The organism is Variovorax trehalosi, assembly GCF_051216415.1.
GTDB lineage: Bacteria > Pseudomonadota > Gammaproteobacteria > Burkholderiales > Burkholderiaceae_C > Variovorax.
The window spans coordinates 807,014-825,146 of the sequence record NZ_JBPJZG010000002.1; the positions used below are offsets into that span (position 1 = coordinate 807,014).

At 67.3% G+C, this 18,133-nt stretch carries 18 protein-coding genes; 6 read left to right on the forward strand and 12 right to left on the reverse strand.

Annotation, left to right across the window (positions count from 1 at the left end; all coding sequences use genetic code 11):
* Positions 1-5: 5 nt before the first annotated feature.
* From urtE to ACSFA7_RS11885, 7 genes are all read right to left on the reverse strand, one after another.
* The gene (gene urtE, locus ACSFA7_RS11855) at positions 6-695 is read right to left on the reverse strand and encodes an urea ABC transporter ATP-binding subunit UrtE (protein WP_435499523.1); all 690 of its coding nucleotides are present in this window, start codon (positions 693-695) and stop codon (positions 6-8) included.
* Positions 696-712: 17 nt separating this feature from the next.
* Positions 713-1,495, reverse strand: a complete 783-nt coding sequence (gene urtD, locus ACSFA7_RS11860) for an urea ABC transporter ATP-binding protein UrtD (RefSeq protein ID WP_435499567.1) — start codon at positions 1,493-1,495, stop codon at positions 713-715.
* A 14-nt stretch (positions 1,496-1,509) separates the two neighbouring features.
* Positions 1,510-2,562, reverse strand: a complete 1,053-nt coding sequence (gene urtC / locus ACSFA7_RS11865) for an urea ABC transporter permease subunit UrtC (RefSeq protein ID WP_435499524.1) — start codon at positions 2,560-2,562, stop codon at positions 1,510-1,512.
* 4 nt (positions 2,563-2,566) lie between these two features.
* Positions 2,567-3,469, reverse strand: a complete 903-nt coding sequence (urtB, locus tag ACSFA7_RS11870) for an urea ABC transporter permease subunit UrtB (protein ID WP_435499525.1) — start codon at positions 3,467-3,469, stop codon at positions 2,567-2,569.
* A 5-nt stretch (positions 3,470-3,474) separates the two neighbouring features.
* Entirely contained in the window at positions 3,475-4,671 is a 1,197-nt protein-coding gene (gene urtA, locus ACSFA7_RS11875) for an urea ABC transporter substrate-binding protein (RefSeq protein WP_198785594.1), read from the reverse strand.
* 412 nt (positions 4,672-5,083) lie between these two features.
* Entirely contained in the window at positions 5,084-5,575 is a 492-nt protein-coding gene (locus ACSFA7_RS11880; protein WP_435499526.1) for a hypothetical protein, read from the reverse strand.
* A complete protein-coding gene (locus tag ACSFA7_RS11885) occupies positions 5,572-6,516 on the reverse strand; it encodes a LysR family transcriptional regulator (protein ID WP_435499527.1) in 945 nt (314 codons plus the stop codon). Before ACSFA7_RS11885 ends, ACSFA7_RS11880 begins: the two co-directional genes overlap by 4 nt.
* Before the next feature lie 96 nt (positions 6,517-6,612).
* Here ACSFA7_RS11885 and ACSFA7_RS11890 point away from each other — a divergent pair, with 96 nt between their 5' ends.
* Positions 6,613-7,608 carry an NAD-dependent epimerase/dehydratase family protein gene (locus ACSFA7_RS11890; protein WP_435499528.1) on the forward strand — a complete coding sequence of 332 codons (996 nt, stop codon included), beginning with the start codon at positions 6,613-6,615 and terminating at the stop codon, positions 7,606-7,608.
* 4 nt (positions 7,609-7,612) lie between these two features.
* Here the strand turns inward: ACSFA7_RS11890 and ACSFA7_RS11895 are convergent, their stop codons facing one another.
* Positions 7,613-8,542 (reverse strand): glutaminase, encoded by a 930-nt coding sequence (locus tag ACSFA7_RS11895; protein WP_435499529.1) that lies wholly within the window; start codon positions 8,540-8,542, stop codon positions 7,613-7,615.
* Positions 8,543-8,550: 8 nt separating this feature from the next.
* Complete coding sequence (locus tag ACSFA7_RS11900) at positions 8,551-9,459, reverse strand: DMT family transporter (RefSeq protein WP_435499530.1); 909 nt, start codon at positions 9,457-9,459, stop codon at positions 8,551-8,553.
* A 198-nt stretch (positions 9,460-9,657) separates the two neighbouring features.
* On the opposite strand from ACSFA7_RS11900, the gene ACSFA7_RS11905 reads away from it, so the two are divergent.
* Complete coding sequence (locus ACSFA7_RS11905) at positions 9,658-9,996, forward strand: DMT family transporter (RefSeq protein ID WP_435499531.1); 339 nt, start codon at positions 9,658-9,660, stop codon at positions 9,994-9,996.
* Positions 9,997-10,015: 19 nt separating this feature from the next.
* On the opposite strand, the gene ACSFA7_RS11910 is transcribed toward ACSFA7_RS11905, so the two are convergent.
* Together ACSFA7_RS11910 and ACSFA7_RS11915 are read right to left on the reverse strand one after the other, a co-directional pair.
* A complete protein-coding gene (locus ACSFA7_RS11910; protein WP_206176579.1) occupies positions 10,016-10,525 on the reverse strand; it encodes a flavin reductase family protein in 510 nt (169 codons plus the stop codon).
* A gap of 41 nt (positions 10,526-10,566) precedes the next feature.
* Positions 10,567-11,478 carry a LysR family transcriptional regulator gene (locus tag ACSFA7_RS11915; RefSeq protein ID WP_435499532.1) on the reverse strand — a complete coding sequence of 304 codons (912 nt, stop codon included), beginning with the start codon at positions 11,476-11,478 and terminating at the stop codon, positions 10,567-10,569.
* Positions 11,479-11,585: 107 nt separating this feature from the next.
* On the opposite strand from ACSFA7_RS11915, the gene ACSFA7_RS11920 reads away from it, so the two are divergent.
* Positions 11,586-13,562, forward strand: a complete 1,977-nt coding sequence (locus tag ACSFA7_RS11920) for an alkyl/aryl-sulfatase (RefSeq protein WP_435499533.1) — start codon at positions 11,586-11,588, stop codon at positions 13,560-13,562.
* 7 nt (positions 13,563-13,569) lie between these two features.
* Here ACSFA7_RS11920 and ACSFA7_RS11925 read toward each other — a convergent pair whose 3' ends face one another.
* Positions 13,570-14,799, reverse strand: a complete 1,230-nt coding sequence (locus ACSFA7_RS11925; protein ID WP_435499534.1) for a nucleoside recognition domain-containing protein — start codon at positions 14,797-14,799, stop codon at positions 13,570-13,572.
* A 68-nt stretch (positions 14,800-14,867) separates the two neighbouring features.
* Between ACSFA7_RS11925 and ACSFA7_RS11930 the strand changes: the two genes are divergently transcribed.
* From ACSFA7_RS11930 to ACSFA7_RS11940, 3 genes are all read left to right on the forward strand, one after another.
* Positions 14,868-16,445, forward strand: coding sequence for a phospholipase D family protein (locus ACSFA7_RS11930; protein ID WP_435499535.1), 1,578 nt, complete (start codon positions 14,868-14,870; stop codon positions 16,443-16,445).
* Positions 16,446-16,531: 86 nt separating this feature from the next.
* Entirely contained in the window at positions 16,532-17,689 is a 1,158-nt protein-coding gene (locus tag ACSFA7_RS11935) for an ABC transporter substrate-binding protein (RefSeq protein ID WP_435499536.1), read from the forward strand.
* A gap of 75 nt (positions 17,690-17,764) precedes the next feature.
* Entirely contained in the window at positions 17,765-18,130 is a 366-nt protein-coding gene (locus ACSFA7_RS11940) for a hypothetical protein (RefSeq protein ID WP_435499537.1), read from the forward strand.
* The last annotated feature ends 3 nt before the right edge of the window (positions 18,131-18,133 follow it).

The window sequence follows — 18,133 nt, forward strand, 5'->3', positions numbered from 1 at the left end:
GGGTCTCACACAGTCAGGAACGACCTGACCTTGTCCTGGTCGAGCGTGGCGCGCGCTTCGTCGTGCACGATGCGGCCGCGGTCGATGACGAGAAAGCGGTCGGCCAGGTCGAGCGCGAAGCTCAGCACCTGCTCCGACACCACGATCGCGAAGCCGCGCTCGGCGCGCAGCACGTTCAGCGTCTGCGCGATCTCCTTGATGATCGAAGGCTGGATGCCCTCGGTGGGCTCGTCCAGGATCAGCACCTTGGGCTCGGAGATCAGTGCGCGCGCGATCGCCAGCATCTGCTGCTGGCCGCCCGAGAGGTTGCCGGCGCGGCGCTGCTTCATGTCCTTGAGCACCGGGAAGAACGTGTAGAGGTACTCGGGCACCGTGCGGTGGCCCGACTTCGCGGCGCCCGAGAGGATGTTCTGCTCCACCGTGAGGAACGGGAACACCATGCGCCCCTGCGGCACGAAGGCCAGGCCCTGTGCCACGCGCTGGTAGCTGGGCAGCTTCGTGAGGTCGGCGCCGCCCAGGCGGATGCTGCCGCCGCGCGCGGGCAACAGGCCGATGAGCGACTTCAGCAGCGTGGTTTTGCCCATGCCGTTGCGGCCCATGATGGCGACCGCCTCGTCGGGCGCGACGCACAGCGACACATCGCGGATGACGTGCGACTCGCCGTACGCCACGTTGAGTCCGGAGACTTCGAGCATCTGTGTTTCTCCTTTTCTCAATGGCCGAGGTACACGTCGATCACGCGCGGGTCGGCCTGCACCTGGGCGGCCGTGCCTTCGCTGAGCAACTTGCCCTGGTGCAGCACGGTCACGCGGTGCGCGATGCGCTTGACGAAGTCCATGTCGTGCTCGATCACGACCACCGACTTGCCCGCAGAAATGCGCCGCAGGAGGTCGCCGGTCTGCTCGCGCTCGCGCGGGCTCATGCCGGCCACGGGTTCGTCGAGCAGCAGCAGTTCGGGCTCCTGCATCAGCAGCATCCCGATCTCCAGCCACTGCTTCTGGCCGTGGCTCAGCTGCCCGGCGCGGTGGCCGAGCCGCTCGGCGAGGAAGACCTGCTCGGCCATCGCATCGATGCGCTCGCGCAGCGCGGGCGTGCGGCGAAAGGTCAGCGACTGCAGCAGGCCGTGCATGCGCGGCAGCGAGATCTCGAAGTTCTCCAACACCGTGAGGTCTTCGTAGACCGAGGGCGTCTGGAACTTGCGCCCCACGCCGGCGCGCACGATCTCGTACTCGTTCAGCCGCCCGAGGTCCTGGCCGTTGAAGAGCACGCGGCCGGCGCTGGGCTTCGTCTTGCCGCAGATCATGTCCAGCAGCGTGGTCTTGCCCGCGCCGTTCGGGCCGATGATCACGCGCAGCTCGTTGCGCTCGACCGAGAGGCTCAACCCATCCACGGCCTTGAAGCCGTCGAAGGAGACGGTGAGGTCCTCCACGCGCAGGATCTGCTCGTTGGAGTGCGAAAACGCCGAGGCCGCTTGCGGCAGGCCGCCGTTGGGCATCGTCATCGTGGCGTTCATGGCGCTGCCTCCGCGCCGCGGCGGCGCACGAGCTTCGCGCCCAGGCCCGCGAGCCCGTTCGGCATGGCCCACACCACGAGGATGAACACCGCGCCGAGGAAGTACAGCCAGCCTTCGGGGAAGGTCTCCGACAGGTACGACTTGAGAAAGCCGATCAGGAGCGCGCCGATCACCGCGCCCGGGATCGACAGCCGCCCGCCGACCGCCGCGTAGATCACCATCTCCACCGAGGCGACCACGCCGATCACGCCCGGCGCGATCAGCCCCACCTGCAGGCTGTAGAACGCGCCGCCGATGGCCGACAGCATCGCCGCCACCGCGAAGACGAAGGCCTTCATGTGCGCCGTGTTGTAGCCGCTGAAGCGCACGCGGTCCTCGCGGTCGCGGATGGCGATGAGGATCTTGCCGAACCGGCTGCGCACGATCACGAGCGACACCGCCATCACGAGCGCGATGGCCAGCACTTCGATGAAGTACATGACGCGCTTGGCCTCGTCGCCCGCGATGTCCCAGCCCAGCAGCGTGCGGAAATCGGTGATGCCGTTGGCGCCGCCGGTGTCGCCCTGCTGGCCGACCACCACCACGGTGAGCGTGAGTGCCAGCGAGAGGGTGACGATCGCGAAGTACACGCCGCTCACGCGCCGCTTGAAGATCGCGTACGAGAACACGTACGCCAGCACGGCGGGAATCACGAGGATGCCCACGACCGTCCAGCCCAGCGAGTGGAACGGCTGCCACCACGCGGGCAACTGCTCGACGCTGCTCCACACCATGAAGTCCGGCAGCTCGGGCGCCGAGGCCTCGAGCTTGAGGAACATCGCCATCATGTAGCCGCCCAGGCCGAAGAACATGCCCTGGCCCAGGCTCAGGACGCCACCGTAGCCCCAGGTGAGCACCACGCCCACCGCGACGAACGCGAAGGCCAGGTACTTGCTGATGAGGTTCAGGCGGAACGGATCGAGCGTGAGCGGCAGCACCACGGCCAGGAGCAGCAGCACGGCCGCCATGCCGGCGAGGTCGCCCTTGCGTTGGGGAGAGAGCTTGAACATGCCTTCAGCTCCTCGAACGCGTGGCGAAAAGCCCGTTGGGCCGGAAGTACAGCACCGCGATCACCAGCAGGAGGATCGTGGCCTTGGCCATCGAGCCGCTCATGAGGTATTCGAGCCAGGTCTGCGACTGCGCGATGGCGAAGCCCGAGAGCGCGGTGCCCACCAGGCTCTGCACGCCGCCGAACACCACCACGATGAACGAGTCGACGATGTAGAGCTGGCCGGTGCCGGGGTTGGTCGAGCCGATCATCGTGAACACCGCGCCCGCGATGCCCGCCAGGCCCGAGCCGAGCGCGAAGGTCATCGCGTCGACGCGGTGCGTGTCGATGCCCACCGCGCCGGCGATGGCGCGGTTCTGCGTCACCGCGCGCACCTTCAGCCCCCACGGCGTGCGGTACAGCAGCAGGTACACGCCCACGGCGACGATGGCCGTCAGCCCCACGATGAAGATGCGCGTGAGCGGCAGCTGGATGCCCGCCGTCGGCTCCCACGCCCCCGCGAGCCAGGAGGCCAGCGGCACGCTCACCTCCTGCGCGCCGAAGATGGAGCGGTAGGCCTGCTGCAGGATGAGGCTCAGGCCCCAGGTCGCGAGCAGGGTGTCCAGCGGCCGGTCGTAGAAGAAGCGGATGAAGCCCCGCTCCAGCAGGTAGCCGAACGCGAAGGTCACGGCGAACGCGAACGGGATCGCGGCGAACAGGTAGAGGTCCATCCAGCCCGGCGCGAAGTGTTCGAAGAAGCGCGCCGCCAGGTAGGTCATGTAGGCGCCCAGCGCCATCAGCTCGCCGTGCGCCATGTTGATGACGCCCATCAGGCCGAACACGATGGCCAGCCCGATGGCCATGAGCAGCAGGATGGTGAACAGGCTCACGCCGTTGAACACCTGCATCACCGCGATGTCGAAGGTCATCGCCGTCAGACCTTCGGGAAGGGATTGGGCTCGACGGGCTGGGGCGATTCCCACACGATGTCGAACTGGCCGTCGGGGCGCGCCCGGCCCACGCGCACCTTCTTCCACACATGGTGGTTGGTGGCGTGCACGCGCACCGTGCCCTCGGGCGCCTCGAGCTCCACGCCTGCGGCGGCGGCCGTGACCTTGTCCACGTCGAAGGACTTGGCCTTCTCGACCGCCAGCTTCCAGAGGTAGACGCAGTTGTAGGCCACCTCCATCGGGTCGCCGATCACGCGCTCCTGCCCGTACTTGGCCTTGAAGGCCTTCACGAACTTCTCGTTGGCCGGCGACTTGATGCTCTGGAAGTAGCCCATGCAGGCGTAGTAGCCGGCGGCGTTGTCCTTGCCGATGCCCTCGATCTCGTTCTCCGACACCACGGTGGAGAGCAGCACCTGCTTGGCGCCGTCCAGGCCCGCCGCGCGCAGCTGCTTGTAGAGCGCCACGTTGGAGCCGCCCACCACCGTGCTGTAGATGCAGTCGGGCTTGGCTGCCTTGATCTTGTTGATGATCGAGGAGAACTCGGTGTGGCCGAGCGGTGCGTATTCCTCGCCCACCACCTTGCCGCCGGCCTTGGCGATGGCGGGCTTGGCGATCTTGTTGCAGGTGCGCGGATAGATGTAGTCCGAGCCCACGAGGAAGAAGCTCTTGCCCTTCTCGCGCGCCATCCACTCCACGGCCGCGATGACCGATTGCGTGGCTTCCTGCGAGGGGTAAAACACGCGCTTGTCCTGCTCCTGGCCCTCGTAGTAGGTCGGATAGAACAAGAGCCCCTTGGCCTGGTTGAGCACCGGCAGCAGCGCCTTGCGCGAGGCCGATGTGTAGCAGCCGATGATGGCCGCGACCTTGTCGCGCTCCAGGAGCTTGCGGGCCTTCTCGGCGAAGACGGGGTTTTCGCTCGCGCCGTCTTCCACCACGGCCTCGATCTTCTTGCCCAGCACGCCACCGGCGGCGTTGATCTCCTCGATGGCGAGCTTCTCGGCATCGACCAGCGAGGCCTCGGCGATGGCGATGGTGCCCGAGAGCGAATGCAGCAGGCCCAGCTTCACCGTCGTGCCTTCCTGCGCGGCGGCGAGGCCGGCCACGCCGCCCGCGGCGCCCAGCACGATCATCGAGCCGCCGGTCTTCACGAGCTGGCGGCGGTTGAGGGAAACGTTCGTCATGTCAAATTCCTTTGCTTTGGTTTTGTGCGAGTCATCAGGAACATCCGACCTTCGAAGCCGTGCGTTGGGTGTCTCCTCCCGCGGCGCGGCCCCTGCAAACGAGCGCTCGTTCACCAGTGCTTTTTCTCGGGGCAAAGCTGCGCCACCGGATGACGCGCATCCGTTTTGAAAAGGCTTCGTTGCGACCGAGAAAACAAAAAAGCCCGAACCGGTGGTGAAACCGATTCGGGCTTTGTTGCCCGACCCCTCGCTGGCAGCACTGGCAGCGGGCGTCGTATGAATGAAGGACTGGTAACGATTGCTCGTTGGGGCGGATTCTTCTCAACTCACCCCGCGGCGACCATACGTTCTTTCGCTGATTGGCGGATGCGCATCGCCTGTGGTATTCGCGCGCACACCGGCGCCGGGGCGGCTAGCGGGGGCGGGCGAAATCCGCTTCGATCCAGGCGGTGGCGCTGCCCGAGGTGAGCCTGAAGGCCGGCGAGACATTCACGCTCGCCAACTCGCTGTCGTCTTCGTCGTCGTGGGCGCTCAGCGTGGCCGAGGGGTTGTCTTCGTCGGGCACGATGGCTAGCGAGACGCGAACACGCCGGCCGTCGCGCGCCGTCACGGTCACGCTCTTGTTGAGCGTTGCGTGCAGCTGCTGCTCGTGGCGGCGGATCACCTCGGCGGCCGTTTTCACCAGCGTGGAGAAGGCGGGGCCATCGAGCGGCTTCGGGTTCTTCTTGTCGCGGCCCATGGTCCATGGGCCGACCAGCGCGGGCTCGGGGTCGCCGTGGCGAGTCATCTCGACGGCCCAGCCGTCGTCTTCCTCGTTCTTGATCACGCGGGCGGTCCAGAGGTCGTCGCGCCAGAGGCGGGGTTCCTGGAGGGGGAGGTTGTCTGTGTCGGTCGGTTCGGTCATTCGGAGGCTTGTGTTCGTGCGCGGCCTATTTTCCCCTGTGTCCCTTGCGTGGGTGCGCCGATGTATCGCTGCAGCCCATCGACCAGTGCATCGAAGGTGGCGCGGCAGCGCGGGCTGTTGCGCAGGTCCTCATGCATCGTGATCCAGGTCTCCAGCTTCATCGAGAAGGTGCGCGGCATCAGGCGCACCAGCGCGGCATCGCGCCGGGCGAGGCCGGCCTGGCAGATGCCGATGCCCGCACCGGCGCGGATCAGCGCGAGTTGTGCGAGGTCGCTGTCGGTGCGCAGCGAGAAAGCCTCGCGGCCATAGCCCGGGAGCGCCTTGCCCGCGTTGCGCACGAACGCCGAGGGCTGGTCGTAGCCGATGACGGCGTGCGCCGCGAGGTCTTCCAACTTGCGCGGCGTGCCGTGGCGGCCCAGGTAGTCCTTGCGCGCGTGAAAGCCCAGCTCGATCTGCCCGACGCGGCGCGCGACCAGCTGCTCCTGCTTCGGCCGGACCATGCGCACGGCGATGTCGGCTTCGCGCCGCAACAGGTCCTGCACGCGGTTGGTCAGCACCAGCTCGACCTTCAGCGCCGGGTGCGCTTCGCGCAGCCGCGCGACGATGGGCGGCAGCACCTCGACGCCGATCACCTCGCTGGCGGAGATGCGCACGACGCCGCGCACGCCTTCGCCCTGACTGGTGGCGGCGCGCTCCAGCGAGGCGGCGGTGCTTTCCATAGCTTCGGCGTGGGTCTGCAACGCCAGCGCGACTTCCGTGGGCAAAAGGCCCACCTGCGAGCGCGTGAACAGGACCACGCCGAGCGCCGATTCGAGCGCCGCAACATGGCGCCCCACCGTCGGTTGCGTGATGCCCAGCGCGCGCGCCGCGCCGGAGAGCGAGCCCTCCCGCAGGACGCCGAGGAACGAGCGGTACATCTCCCAGCCGATGTTCGAAGTCATACGTAAATGTATAGCTGCTGTCTCATGCTCGGCAATTCCAATGGAACAGGCATCGACTCAGAATTCAGCCATCGACAACGTTTTCAGGAGCATTTCATGGCACACGACAACACGGTCCTGGTTCTCGGCGCGACAGGCGGCATCGGCGGCGAGGTGGCGAAACAACTCCGCCAGGCGGGGTGGACGGTGCGGGCGCTCAAGCGCGGCTTGGCGCAACCGATGACGCAAGAAGACGGCATCACCTGGCTGCGCGGTGACGCGATGGACAAGCAGGCCGTGATGGACGCCGCGAAGGGTTGCTCGGTCATCGTGCATGCGGTCAACCCGCCCGGCTACCGCAACTGGGCGCAGCTGGTGCTGCCGATGCTCGACAACACCATCGCCGCGGCAAAGGCCGAAGGCGCGACCATCGTGCTGCCGGGCACGGTCTACAACTACGGTCCCGATGCCTTCTCCGGATCGATCGGCGAAGACGCGCCGCAGCATCCCGTCACCCGCAAAGGCGCGATCCGGGTCGAACTGGAGCGGCGCCTCGAAGCAGCCAGCCGCCACGGCGCCCGCGTGCTGATCGTGCGTGCCGGCGACTTCTTCGGTCCGAAGGCCGGCAACAACTGGTTCTCGCAGGGGCTGGTGAAGGCGGGGCTGCCGGTCAAGGCCGTGAGCTACCCGGGCCGCGCGGACACGGCGCACCAATGGTCGTACCTGCCGGACGTGGCCCGCACCATGGTCGCGCTGCTGGCGCGCCGCGACCGGCTCGAACCTTTTGCGCGCTTCCACATGGCCGGCCATCGCGATACCGACGGCACTCAGATGAGCAACGCCATCCGCAACGTGGTGGCGCGCCGCACGGGCACCACGCCGCGCGTGACGGCCTTCCCGTGGTGGCTGATGACGCTGGCCTCGCCCTTCGTCACCACCTTGCGGGAAATGCGCGAGATGCGCTACCTGTGGCAGACGCCGGTGCTGATGGACAACGCGAAGCTGGTGGCCTTCCTCGGGCACGAGCCGCACACGCCGCTGGAAGAGGCGGTCGAGGCCTCGCTGGAAGGCATGGGCTGCCTCGGCACCGCACCGGCAGCCGTGGCTGCCTGATCGATCAGAAAACCGAGAGCCCCGTGCGCGTCACGAACAGCTCCAGCGCCTTCATGCCCAGCAGTGAGTTGCCGGTGGCGTCCAGCGCCGGCGACCAGACGCAGAGCGTGAGCTTGTCGGGCACGACCGCCACGATGCCGCCGCCCACGCCGCTCTTGCAGGGCAGGCCGATGGAGAACGCCACGTCGCCCGCGGCGTCGTAGGTGCCGCAGGTCAGCATCAGCGCGTTGATGCGGCGCGTCTGGCGCTCGCCGGTGATCTCGGGCTCGCCATCGATCGGATGTGCGCCGTCGCGGCACAGGAAGGCCGCGGCGCGGGCGAGCTGGCGGCAGCTCATGCGCAGCGAGCATTGGTGAAAGTAGGTGTCGAGCACCGTGCCGACGTCGTTGTCGATCTTGCCGAAGCTCTTCATGAAGTTCGCGAGCGCAACGTTCCGGAAACCCGTGTCGGCTTCGGACTTCGCCACTTCTTCGTCGAACGAAATCGGCTCCCCGCACAGGCCGCTCATCAGCGCGAGGATGTCCGCCTTCGCGCTGCCGCCATTGGCAGCCGCCTGGCCTACCAGCCGGTCGGCCACCGCGATCGCGCCTGCATTGATGAACGGATTGCGCGGCTTGCCCTGTTCGTTCTCCAGCTGCACGAGCGAATTGAACGGATTGCCCGAGGGCTCGCGCCCGATGCGCTCCCACAGCGCATCGCCCATGCGCTGCATCGCGAGTGTCAGCGTGAAGAGCTTCGAGACGCTTTGGATCGAGAACGGCACATCGCCGTCGCCCGCCGAGGCCTCCACGCCGTCGCAGGTGCGCAGCGCAATGCCGAACTGCCGCGCATCGACGCGCGCCAATGCCGGGATGTAGCTGGCCACGGTGCCGCCCTGGCCGAGCTGTGGGCGCAGGGTGGCGACGATGTCGTCGAGGACGTGCTGGAAGTTCATGGCTGCGCTCATGCCGTGCGTTGCACCGCGGGGCGCCGGTTGACCAGCACGATGCCCAGCGCCACGCCGATCAGCGCCACGACCAGTTGCGCCGTGAGCGGTTCCTTGAGCAGCACCACGCCGAACACCAGCGCGAACAGCGGCGTGAGAAAGGTGAAGGACGACATCTGCGTCGCCGGGTAGTGCCGCAGCAGCCACATCCAGGTGAGGTAGCTCGCGAACGCGCCGATCACGGTCTGCAGGCCGATCGAGGTCCAGGCCCAGCTGGAGTACGAAAAGCTCCAGGTCTCGCCGAGCGCGAGCGACAGCACCGGGCACACCGCCGCAGTCACCGCCACTTGGTAGAACAGCGTCTTCTCCGCGCTCGCGGTGGCGAGCTTCGTGGTGCGCAGTGTCAGCGTCGTCAGGCCCCAGAGCATGCCAGCCGCGAGACCCATCGCATCGCCGATCAGCTGCGACGAACTCATGTGGCCGAAGCCCTCGCTGAATGCGAGCACCACGCCCGAGAACGCGATGAAGAGGCCGAGCCATTGAAAGCCGCGCAATCGCTCGGCGGGCACCCAGCGTGGCAGCAGCAGAGAGACCCAGAACGGCGCGGTGTACAGGAACACGGTGAGCCGCGAGGCGCTGGTGTGCTGCAGGCCGAGGTAGATGCCGGCGAACTCGCCCGCGAAGAGCGCCCCGGCGAGCAGGCCGGGCCACAGCGTGCCATCGCGGTTGAACAGCGGCACGCCGCGCGAGGCGCACCACAGCCACAGCAGCACCGTGGCGCCGATCATGCGGATCGAGGCCTGCCACATTGGCGGCACTTCCGTCACGGTCGTCTTGATGAGGATCTGCTGCAGGCCCCAGAACGCGCAACACGCGATGAGAAGGCCGATGGCGAGGGAGTCGAGGTGGGTCTTGCGCTGGATCATTCGTGTCTTGCCTGACGAGTCCTGCCTGGGTCACGGCGAAGGAAAAGCCCGAGGCCATTGATCGTAGCGCGTGACCTGTCGCATCGGGGTTCCGGTCGATGCGTGCGTTGCACGCCCGTTAGTATTCGCCTTCGTTTCGGGTACCGCTCCTTCTTGCTGCCTTGCATCCGGTATAGGTGCAGGGTGCGAGAGGTATTCATGAGCTTGCAGGCTTTCTCCTGGTTGTTGCTGGCGGCCAGCGTCGTGGCGGAGGTTGTCGGAACGATCGCACTTCGATATGCAGATGGATTCACGCGCCTCGCGCCCTCTCTGGCAGTCGGGGTTTCCTATGCGGCGGCGATCTGGCTCATGTCGATTGCGGTCAGGCAGCTTGAAGTCGGATTGGCGTACGCCGTGTGGGCGGGCTGCGGGATCGCTTTGACGGCGGCAGTCGGCATGCTCTGGTTCGGCGAGCCGGCGACGCTCTTGCGGATCGGCGGCATGACAACGATTGTTGTCGGCGTTTTCATGATCAATCTTGCAACGCATCAATCCTGACGCAACGCCGCCGCCTGCCTCACAAGGGATGTTCCGTGTAGAACCGCCCGCCGTGAAACAGCAGCGGCGAGGCGCCCGCGTTGTGGGTGCAGCGCTCGACCTCGCCCACGAAGATCACATGGTCGCCTTCGTCGTAGCGGCTGCGGTTGAAGCACTCGAAGCTCGCTGCCGCGCCGACCAGCACCGGCGCGCCGCCGATGCCCCGGGTGAATTCCACATCGGCCCAGCGGTCGATGTTCTTGGTGGCGAAGCGCTCGGCCAGTTGCTTCTGGCTCGCGGCCAGGATGTTGATGGCGTAGTGCGAGCCGGTACTGAGTGCGGGCATCGACCCCGCCGCGCGGGCCAGGCTCCACAGCACCAGCGGCGGCGTGAGCGACACCGAATTGAAGGAGTTGGCCGTAAGGCCCACCAGCGTGCCGTCGGCCGCGCATGCGGTGACGATGGTCACGCCCGTGGCGAACATGCCGAGCGCTTCCCGGAACTCGTCGGGCGAAAAGGTGGGCGGCTGGGCCCGGCGGGGAGTGGTCACGAAAGGGGCTGGGCGGTGGTCGGCAGGGAGACCATTTTGGCTCACTGCCCGGCGGGCTGCTTGGGGCGCGCCATCAACTCTGTCACGAGGCGGGTATAGACGGTAGCAGCAGCCGAGGGCGTGCGGCCCGCGAGCGTCACCAGGCTGTAGTGGGTCTGCATGCGGGCGAAGCCGGCGATCGGCAGGGGCACGAGGGCGTCGGTGTCGGTGTTCAGGGCGGGCGCATGCGGCGCGAGGATCACCGCGTTGGCGGTGAGGGCAAGGTGGCGCAGGGTGCCCGCGTCGTCGCAGGTGACGTTGAACACGCCGCGGTCGTCGCGTTGGATCTGGCGGTCGAAATATGCGGCCACTTCGGCGGGCAGGTTGGGGCCGGCGAGGGGATAGGCCATGGCCTTTTCCAGCGTGACCTGCTTCAGGCGACGCAGCGGGTGCTTCGGTTGCACGAAGAACGAGACCGGCAGGTCGGGCAGGCGTGTGAGCTTCAGGCCGGGCTGCTTCTTCAGGTCGCGGGTGTCGGCGATGAACAGGTCCAGCTGCCGCCGGTGCAGGCGCTCGCCGAGCGTGGCGGTGTCGGCCACTTCCATGCGCATGAGGAGCTGCGGATGGCGCTGCGTCATCAGCGACAGGGCCATGCGCCCGAGCGTGCTGGCGGCGAAGGGGCCGAGCCCCACGGCGAGGCTGCCGATGGCCAGGCCTTCGAGCTGCAGCACGTCGCGCTGGATCTGCTGCGCATCAGCGAGGAGTTCGCGGGCGCGCGCGAGCACCAGTTCACCGGCCTGCGTGAAGCGCACGGTGCCGTAGGCACGGTCGACCAGGCGGGCCTGCAGCTTGTCTTCGAGCATGTCGATGCTGCGCGAGAACGCAGGCTGCGACAGGTGCACCGCCTGTGCTGCGCGGCCGAAGCTGCCTTGCTCGGCAAGGGCGGCCAAGTGCTGGAGCTGGCGCAGCTGCATTTTGCGTTTTCCGTAAAAAGGACCAGCACATTTTGCATTTGCCAATGCTTCGGGTGGTTCGGAAAATCGCGCGTTGTTCCTGCTTCACCGAAGACAAAGAGACGCCGATGACCCCTTCTTCCTCCTTCTCCGTGGCCCTGGTCGCATGGGCCTGCACCTTCGGCGGCGCCCAGGCGTTCGCGCAGATCGCACCCAAGCCGCCCGAGGCCGCCACCCTGAAAGCCAATGCCGACATGGCGAAGACGCTGCCCTTCGCCAACCGGCAGGACTTCGAGGACGCGATGCGCGGCTTCATCGGCACCGTGCCCGATGCGCTAGTGCCCGGCGCCGGCCCGCGCCCGGTCTGGAGCATGAAGCCCTACGACTTCCTGAAGGCGAACGAGCCGGCCGACTCGGTCAACCCGAGCCTGTGGCGGCAGGCGCAGCTCAATGCGATCCACGGCCTTTTCAAGGTGACCGATCGCGTCTACCAGGTGCGCGGTTTCGACATTGCGAACATGACCATCGTCGAAGGGGATACCTCGCTGATCGTCATCGACCCGCTGCTCACCGCCGAGACGGCACGCGCTGCGCTTGAGCTGTACTACCAGCACCGCCCGAAGAAGCCGGTCGGCACCGTGATCTACACGCATGGCCACGCCGACCATTTCGGCGGCGTGAAGGGCGTGGCCAGCGAGGCCAACGTGGCCGCGGGCAAGGTGCAGGTGATCGCGCCCTCGGGCTTCATGGAAACCGCGGTGGCCGAGAACATCCTCGCGGGCAACGCGATGAGCCGGCGCTCGCAGTACCAGTTCGGCTCGCTGCTGCCGCCGGGCGCGCGCGGGCAGGTCGACACGGGCCTGGGCAAGGCGCTCGCGCGCGGCACCATCACGCTGATCGCGCCGACCTCGACCATCGACAAGACCACCGAGGAGCGCACCATCGACGGCGTGCAGTTCGTCTTCCAGCTGGTGCCGGGCTCCGAGGCGCCGTCGGAAATGCTCATGTACCTGCCGCAGTTCCGCGTGCTCAACATGGCCGAGGACGTGACGCACACCATGCACAACCTCTACACGATCCGCGGCGCCGAGGTGCGCGACGGCAACCTGTGGGCGAAGTACATCGACCAGGCGCGCGTGGCCTTCGGCGACAGGACCGACGTGCTGATCGCCCAGCACCACTGGCCGACGACAGGGCAGGGGCGCATCGCCGACCTGCTGAAGAAGCAGCGCGACATGTACAAGTTCATCAACGACCAGTCGCTGCGCCTGCTCAACCAGGGCTACACCGCGGCCGAGATCGCCGAGAGGCTGCGCATGCCCGCGAGCCTGGAGCAGGAATGGTCCACGCGCGGCTACTACGGCACGCTCAGGCACAACGCCAAGGCGGTCTACCAGAAGTACCTGGGCTGGTACGACGCGAACCCCGCCAACCTGAATCCGCTGCCGCCGGTGGACTACGCGAAGAAGACGGTGCAGTACATGGGGGGCGCGGATGCGGTGGTCGCGCGGGCGCGGGATGACTTCAAGAAAGGCGAGTACCGCTGGGTGGCGAGCGCCATGAGCCAGGTCGTCTACGCCGACCCCGCGAACCGCGCGGCACGCGAACTCGGCGCCGATGCGTTCGAGCAGCTCGGCTACCAGTCGGAGGCCGGCACCTGGCGCAGCGCCTACCTGGTGGGCGCGATGGAATTGCGAAATGGCGTGCCGAAGATACCGGGCGGCAGCAGCTCGAACGCCGACACGCTCAAGGCGGTGAGCAACGACCTCTTCTTCGACTTCCTGGGCGTGCGGCTCGATGCGGCCAAGGCCGAGGGCAAGACGATGGTCATCAACTGGAATTTCACCGATTCGAACCAGCAGTTCGTGCTGACGCTGGAGAACTCGGCGCTCACGCACATCGCCGGCCGGCAGCCCGGCGCCGACGCCACGGTGACGCTGAGCCGCGCCACGCTCGACGCGATCACGCTGAAGGAAACGAGCTTTCCCGCGGCGGTGATGTCGGGCAAGGTGAAGATCGAGGGCGACCGCGCGAAGCTCGGCGAGCTGATGTCGATGCTCGATACCTTCGAGCCGATGTTCCCCGTGGTGGAGCCGCGCAAGTGAGCGCGGTTCAGCCGAAGAACCAATAGCAGACCGCAATCGCCGCGACCACGCCCGCCAGCTCGGCCAAGAGCGCACAAGACACCGTGTGCCGTGTGCGCTGGATGCCGACCGCGCCGAAGTACACAGCCAGCACATAGAAGGTGGTCTCGGTGCTGCCCTGGATGGTGGCGGCCACCAGCGCGGGGAAGCTGTCGACGCCCTGGCTCTTCATGGTTTCGATCAGCATCGCGCGCGCCGCGCTGCCCGAGAAGGGCTTGACCAGCGCGGTGGGCATGGCGTCGACGAAGCGTGCGTCCCAGCCGCCCGTGGTCACCAGCCAGCGCAGGCCGCCGAGGATGAAGTCGAGCGCGCCCGAAGCCCGCAGCACACCGACCGCACAGAGCATGGCGACGAGGTACGGCAGCAGGTTCTTCGCGATGTCGAAGCCTTCCTTGGCGCCCTCGATGAAGCATTCGTAGACCTTCACCCGCCGGATCGCGCCGGCGGCCAGGAACACGATGATCACGCTGAAGAGCGCGAGGTTGCCCATCAGCGAGGAGAGCGATGCGATCGCCGCCGCCGACAGCGTGCCCAGCAGCGCCATGAAGCCGCCGAGCACCAGCGCGCCCGGGATCAGGTAAGCCAGCACCACCGGGTCCCAGAGTCGCAGGCGCTGCGCGATGGCCACCGTGAGCAGCCCGACCAGCGTCGATGCGCTGGTGGCCAGGAGGATTGGCAGGAACACCATCGTCGGGTCGGGCGCACCCTGCTGCGCGCGGTACATGAAGATGGTGACGGGCAGCAGCGTCAGCGACGAGGCATTAAGTACAAGAAAAAGAATCTGCGCGTTGGTGGCGGTGACCGGGTCGGGGTTGAGCCGCTGCAGTTCGCGCATCGCCTTCAGGCCGATGGGCGTGGCGGCGTTGTCGAGGCCCAGTGCATTGGCCGCGAAATTCATCGTGATCAGGCCGAGCGCCGGATGCCCCGCGGGCACGCCCGGCATGAGCCGCCGGAACAGCGGGCCGAGTAGCCGCGCGAGCCAGCCGACCAGCCCCGCGGCCTCGGCGATCCGCAGGAACCCGAGCCACAGCGTGAGCGTGCCGAACAGCAGCACCATCACCTCGACCGCGAGCCGCGCCATGGCGAACAGGCTCTCGACCAGCGCCGCGAACACGGTCGGATCGCCGCCGACGAGCCACCGCACCAGCGCCGCGAGCGCCGCCATCCCGAAGAAACCCAGCCACAAGCCGTTGAGCACGCTTTTTTCCTTTTGTCGGCGCGATCATAGGTCGCCGCGCATGCGCGCTGCGCGCTACAGTTCGGCCCATGCGCGCCTCCCTCGTTCGCAGTTTCACCGCCCTCCTGGGGGTGCTTGCGGCCGCGTGGCTGACCGGTTGCGTCAGCCTGCCGCCGCCGGAGCCGCGGGCGCCTGTCACGGCCTTCACCGACGTGGGGCAGACCGAACTCGGGCAGCTTGCGGCCAAGGGTGTGCCGGGCGATTCCACCGCGCTCTCGGGCTTCCGGCTGCTGCCCGAGGCGGCCTTCGCGTTCGATGCGCGCATCTCGCTCGCGCGCCACGCCGAGAAATCGCTCGACGTGCAGTACTACCTGATCCAGAAGGACGACGTCGGCCTGCTGTTCCTGAAGGAGTTGCGCGAGGCCGCGGCGCGCGGCGTGCGGGTGCGCCTCCTGGTGGACGACCTCTACACGGCCGGCGAGGACGAGGTGTTCAGCACTTTCTCGGCCTTTCCGAACGTCGAGGTGCGGCTCTTCAACCCGCTGCCGTCACGGGCCAATTCGCTGACCGCGCGGCTCCTGCTGTCCCTCACCGATTTCGGCCGCATCAACCACCGCATGCACAACAAGATGCTGATCGCGGACAACAGCTTCGCGGTTTCGGGCGGACGCAACATCGGCAACGAATACTTCATGCGCAGCACGGCCGCGAACTTCATCGACATGGACGTGATCTCCAGCGGCCCGATCGTGCGGCAGATGTCCGAGGGGTTCGACCGCTACTGGAACAGCTCGCACGCCTGGCCCATCGAGCGCATCGCGCCGATGCGCTCGACGCCCGAGGCCGCGCAGCGCCGCTTCGACGAGATCGTGCGCACGGCCGTGCCCGACGTGCCGATCCGTCCGCGCGACGTGCTGAACAAGTCGCCCGTCGGCGAGCAGCTGATCACCGGCAAGATCGACCGTTACTGGGCGCTGGGCACGCTGTTCATCGACGACCCCGAGAAGATCACGCGCAAGGCCGAGGAGGCCTACGCGGGCAGCGTGACCGAAGGTGCGCTGAGCGTGATCAACGCGGCGCGGCGCGAAGTCACCATCGCTTCGCCGTATTTCATTCCGGGGCCCAAGGGCATGGAGGAGATGCGCGCCTGCATCGCCAAGGGTGGGCGCATCACGGTCGTGACCAACTCGCTGGGCGCGACCGACGAGCCGCTGGCCTATGCGGGCTACGAGCGCTACCGCGCCGACATGCTGAAGATCGGCGTGACCATCTTCGAGATCGCGCCCACGCTCACCGGCCGCTCGGGCCGTTTCGGCGATTTCGGCAAGTCGATCAGTCGGCTGCACGCCAAGCTCGCGATCGTCGACGACGAGCGCTTCTTCGTCGGCTCGATGAACCTCGACCACCGCTCCGCCGCTGTCAACACCGAGGTCGGCCTCGTCATCGACAGTCCGGATCTGGTGCGCGACTACCACCAGCTCATGACGGGCGAGCGCGTCAACCTCGGCTACCGCCTGCGCCTGGGCCCCAACGGCCGGCGCGTGCAGTGGCTCGAATACGACGACGCCGGCGGCGACATCGTCCACGAGGACGAGCCCGGCGAATTCCTCTGGCTGCGCTTCAAGAACTGGCTGCTGCTGCCCATCGTGGGCGAAGAGCTGCTGTAGCTGGCTGTCATCTCCGGCACGGTGACGTGCGTTACATTTCTGATTGAAATGTGTACTTTTGTCACCGAATTGGGGAGACCTTGACCATGACCGTTCCCGAGCAGCGCGTGTTCCTCGCGCCGCCCACCACCAGCCGTCGCCGTGTGCTGACCGGTCTGGCCGCAACCGCCGCCGCGGGCCTGGGCATGCCGGCCTTTGCGCAGGGCAAGCCGATCCGCATCGGGACCACCTTCGACAACAGCAGCGTCGAGAAGGCCAACGGGCAGGGGCTTTTCCAGGGTTCGAGCGCGTTCTTCAATGCGCTGAACAAGTCGGGCGGCATCAACGGCACCAAGGTCGACCTGGTCATGGCCGACGACACCTTCAAGCCCGATGTGGCCAAGGCCAACGCACTGGCCTTCGAGAAGGACAGCTCGGTGCTCGCGCTGCTGCACCCGCTGGGCACGCGCCAGACCTCCGAAGTGATGGACGCCGTGCCCGGCATGGCCGTGGTCGGCCCGATCACCGGCACCGTCGCGCTGCGCAAGAAGACCGCGCCCAACACCTTCTGGGTGCGCGTGAACTACGACCAGGAAGTCGAGAAGCTGGTGACCACGGCGGCCGTGCTGGGCCAGACCCGCATCGGGCTCGTGCATTCGAATGACCCGCTGGGCCAGTCGGTGCTCGCGGCGTTCAAGGCCGCGCTGGCCAAGGCGAAGCTGGAGCCCGCGGTCATCGCGACCACGCCCAACACGACGAGCATGGAAGTCGGCCCCGCGGCCGAAGCCATCGCCAAGGCCAAGCCGCAGGTCATCATCATCGGCCTGGCCGGCACGGCGCCGGTCTTCATGAAGGCGCTGCGCGATGCCGGCGGCAACAGCTCGGCCTACGGCCTGTCGATCACCGCCAGCGCGCTGGCCGCAATGGGCGACCTCGCGCGGGGCCTGGGCTTCGTGATCGTGGTGCCCTCGCCGTACTCGACCAAGTTCGAGATCGTGCGCCGCTACCAGGCCGACATGGTGGCCAACGGCACCAAGGACTTCTCGCTCACGAGCCTGGAGGGCTACATCAACGCCGCCGTGCTCGCCGAGGGCCTGCGCCGTGCGGGCGGCTCGCCCACGCGCGCCTCGGTGATGGCGGGCATGGCCAGCATCGAGAACTTCGACCTGGGCGGGCTGAAGATCAACTACGGCCGCACGAACCGCGAAGGCGGGCATTTCGTGGACGTGGCGGTGATCGGCAGCCGCGGGCAGATGCTGAGCTGACCTGCGCGGTAGCGTCCACCGGTACTTCGGTGGACGCCGGGTCGTTTCCGGGAGGTGCGACCTTACAGTGCAGGCATGGTCCTCGACTTCTGCATTTCCTTCGGCCTGGCCGCCCCTGTGGTGCTGAGCGTCGTCCTTTACCAGGTCGTCCACCGGGCCGTGGCGCAAGGGCGCATGGGTCCGCTGGCTGCCAGCCTCGCCTACGGCCTGTGCGTGGCGGCGCTGCCGCTGGCCGTGTGGTGGGGCGTCCACGCCCTCGCGGAGTTCTACATCGTCGGCGAGGGCACCTCGTTCTTGAAGTCGGTACTGCAGATCGGGCTGGCCTTCCTCATGTATGCGTACCTCTGCATCTCGTGGGCCCTGAGCGTCGTGGCCGCGTGCTTGGCCGCATGGCGGTTCACGGTCTGCGCGAAGCGCTTGAAGCAGCAGGCCGTGGCCTGACGC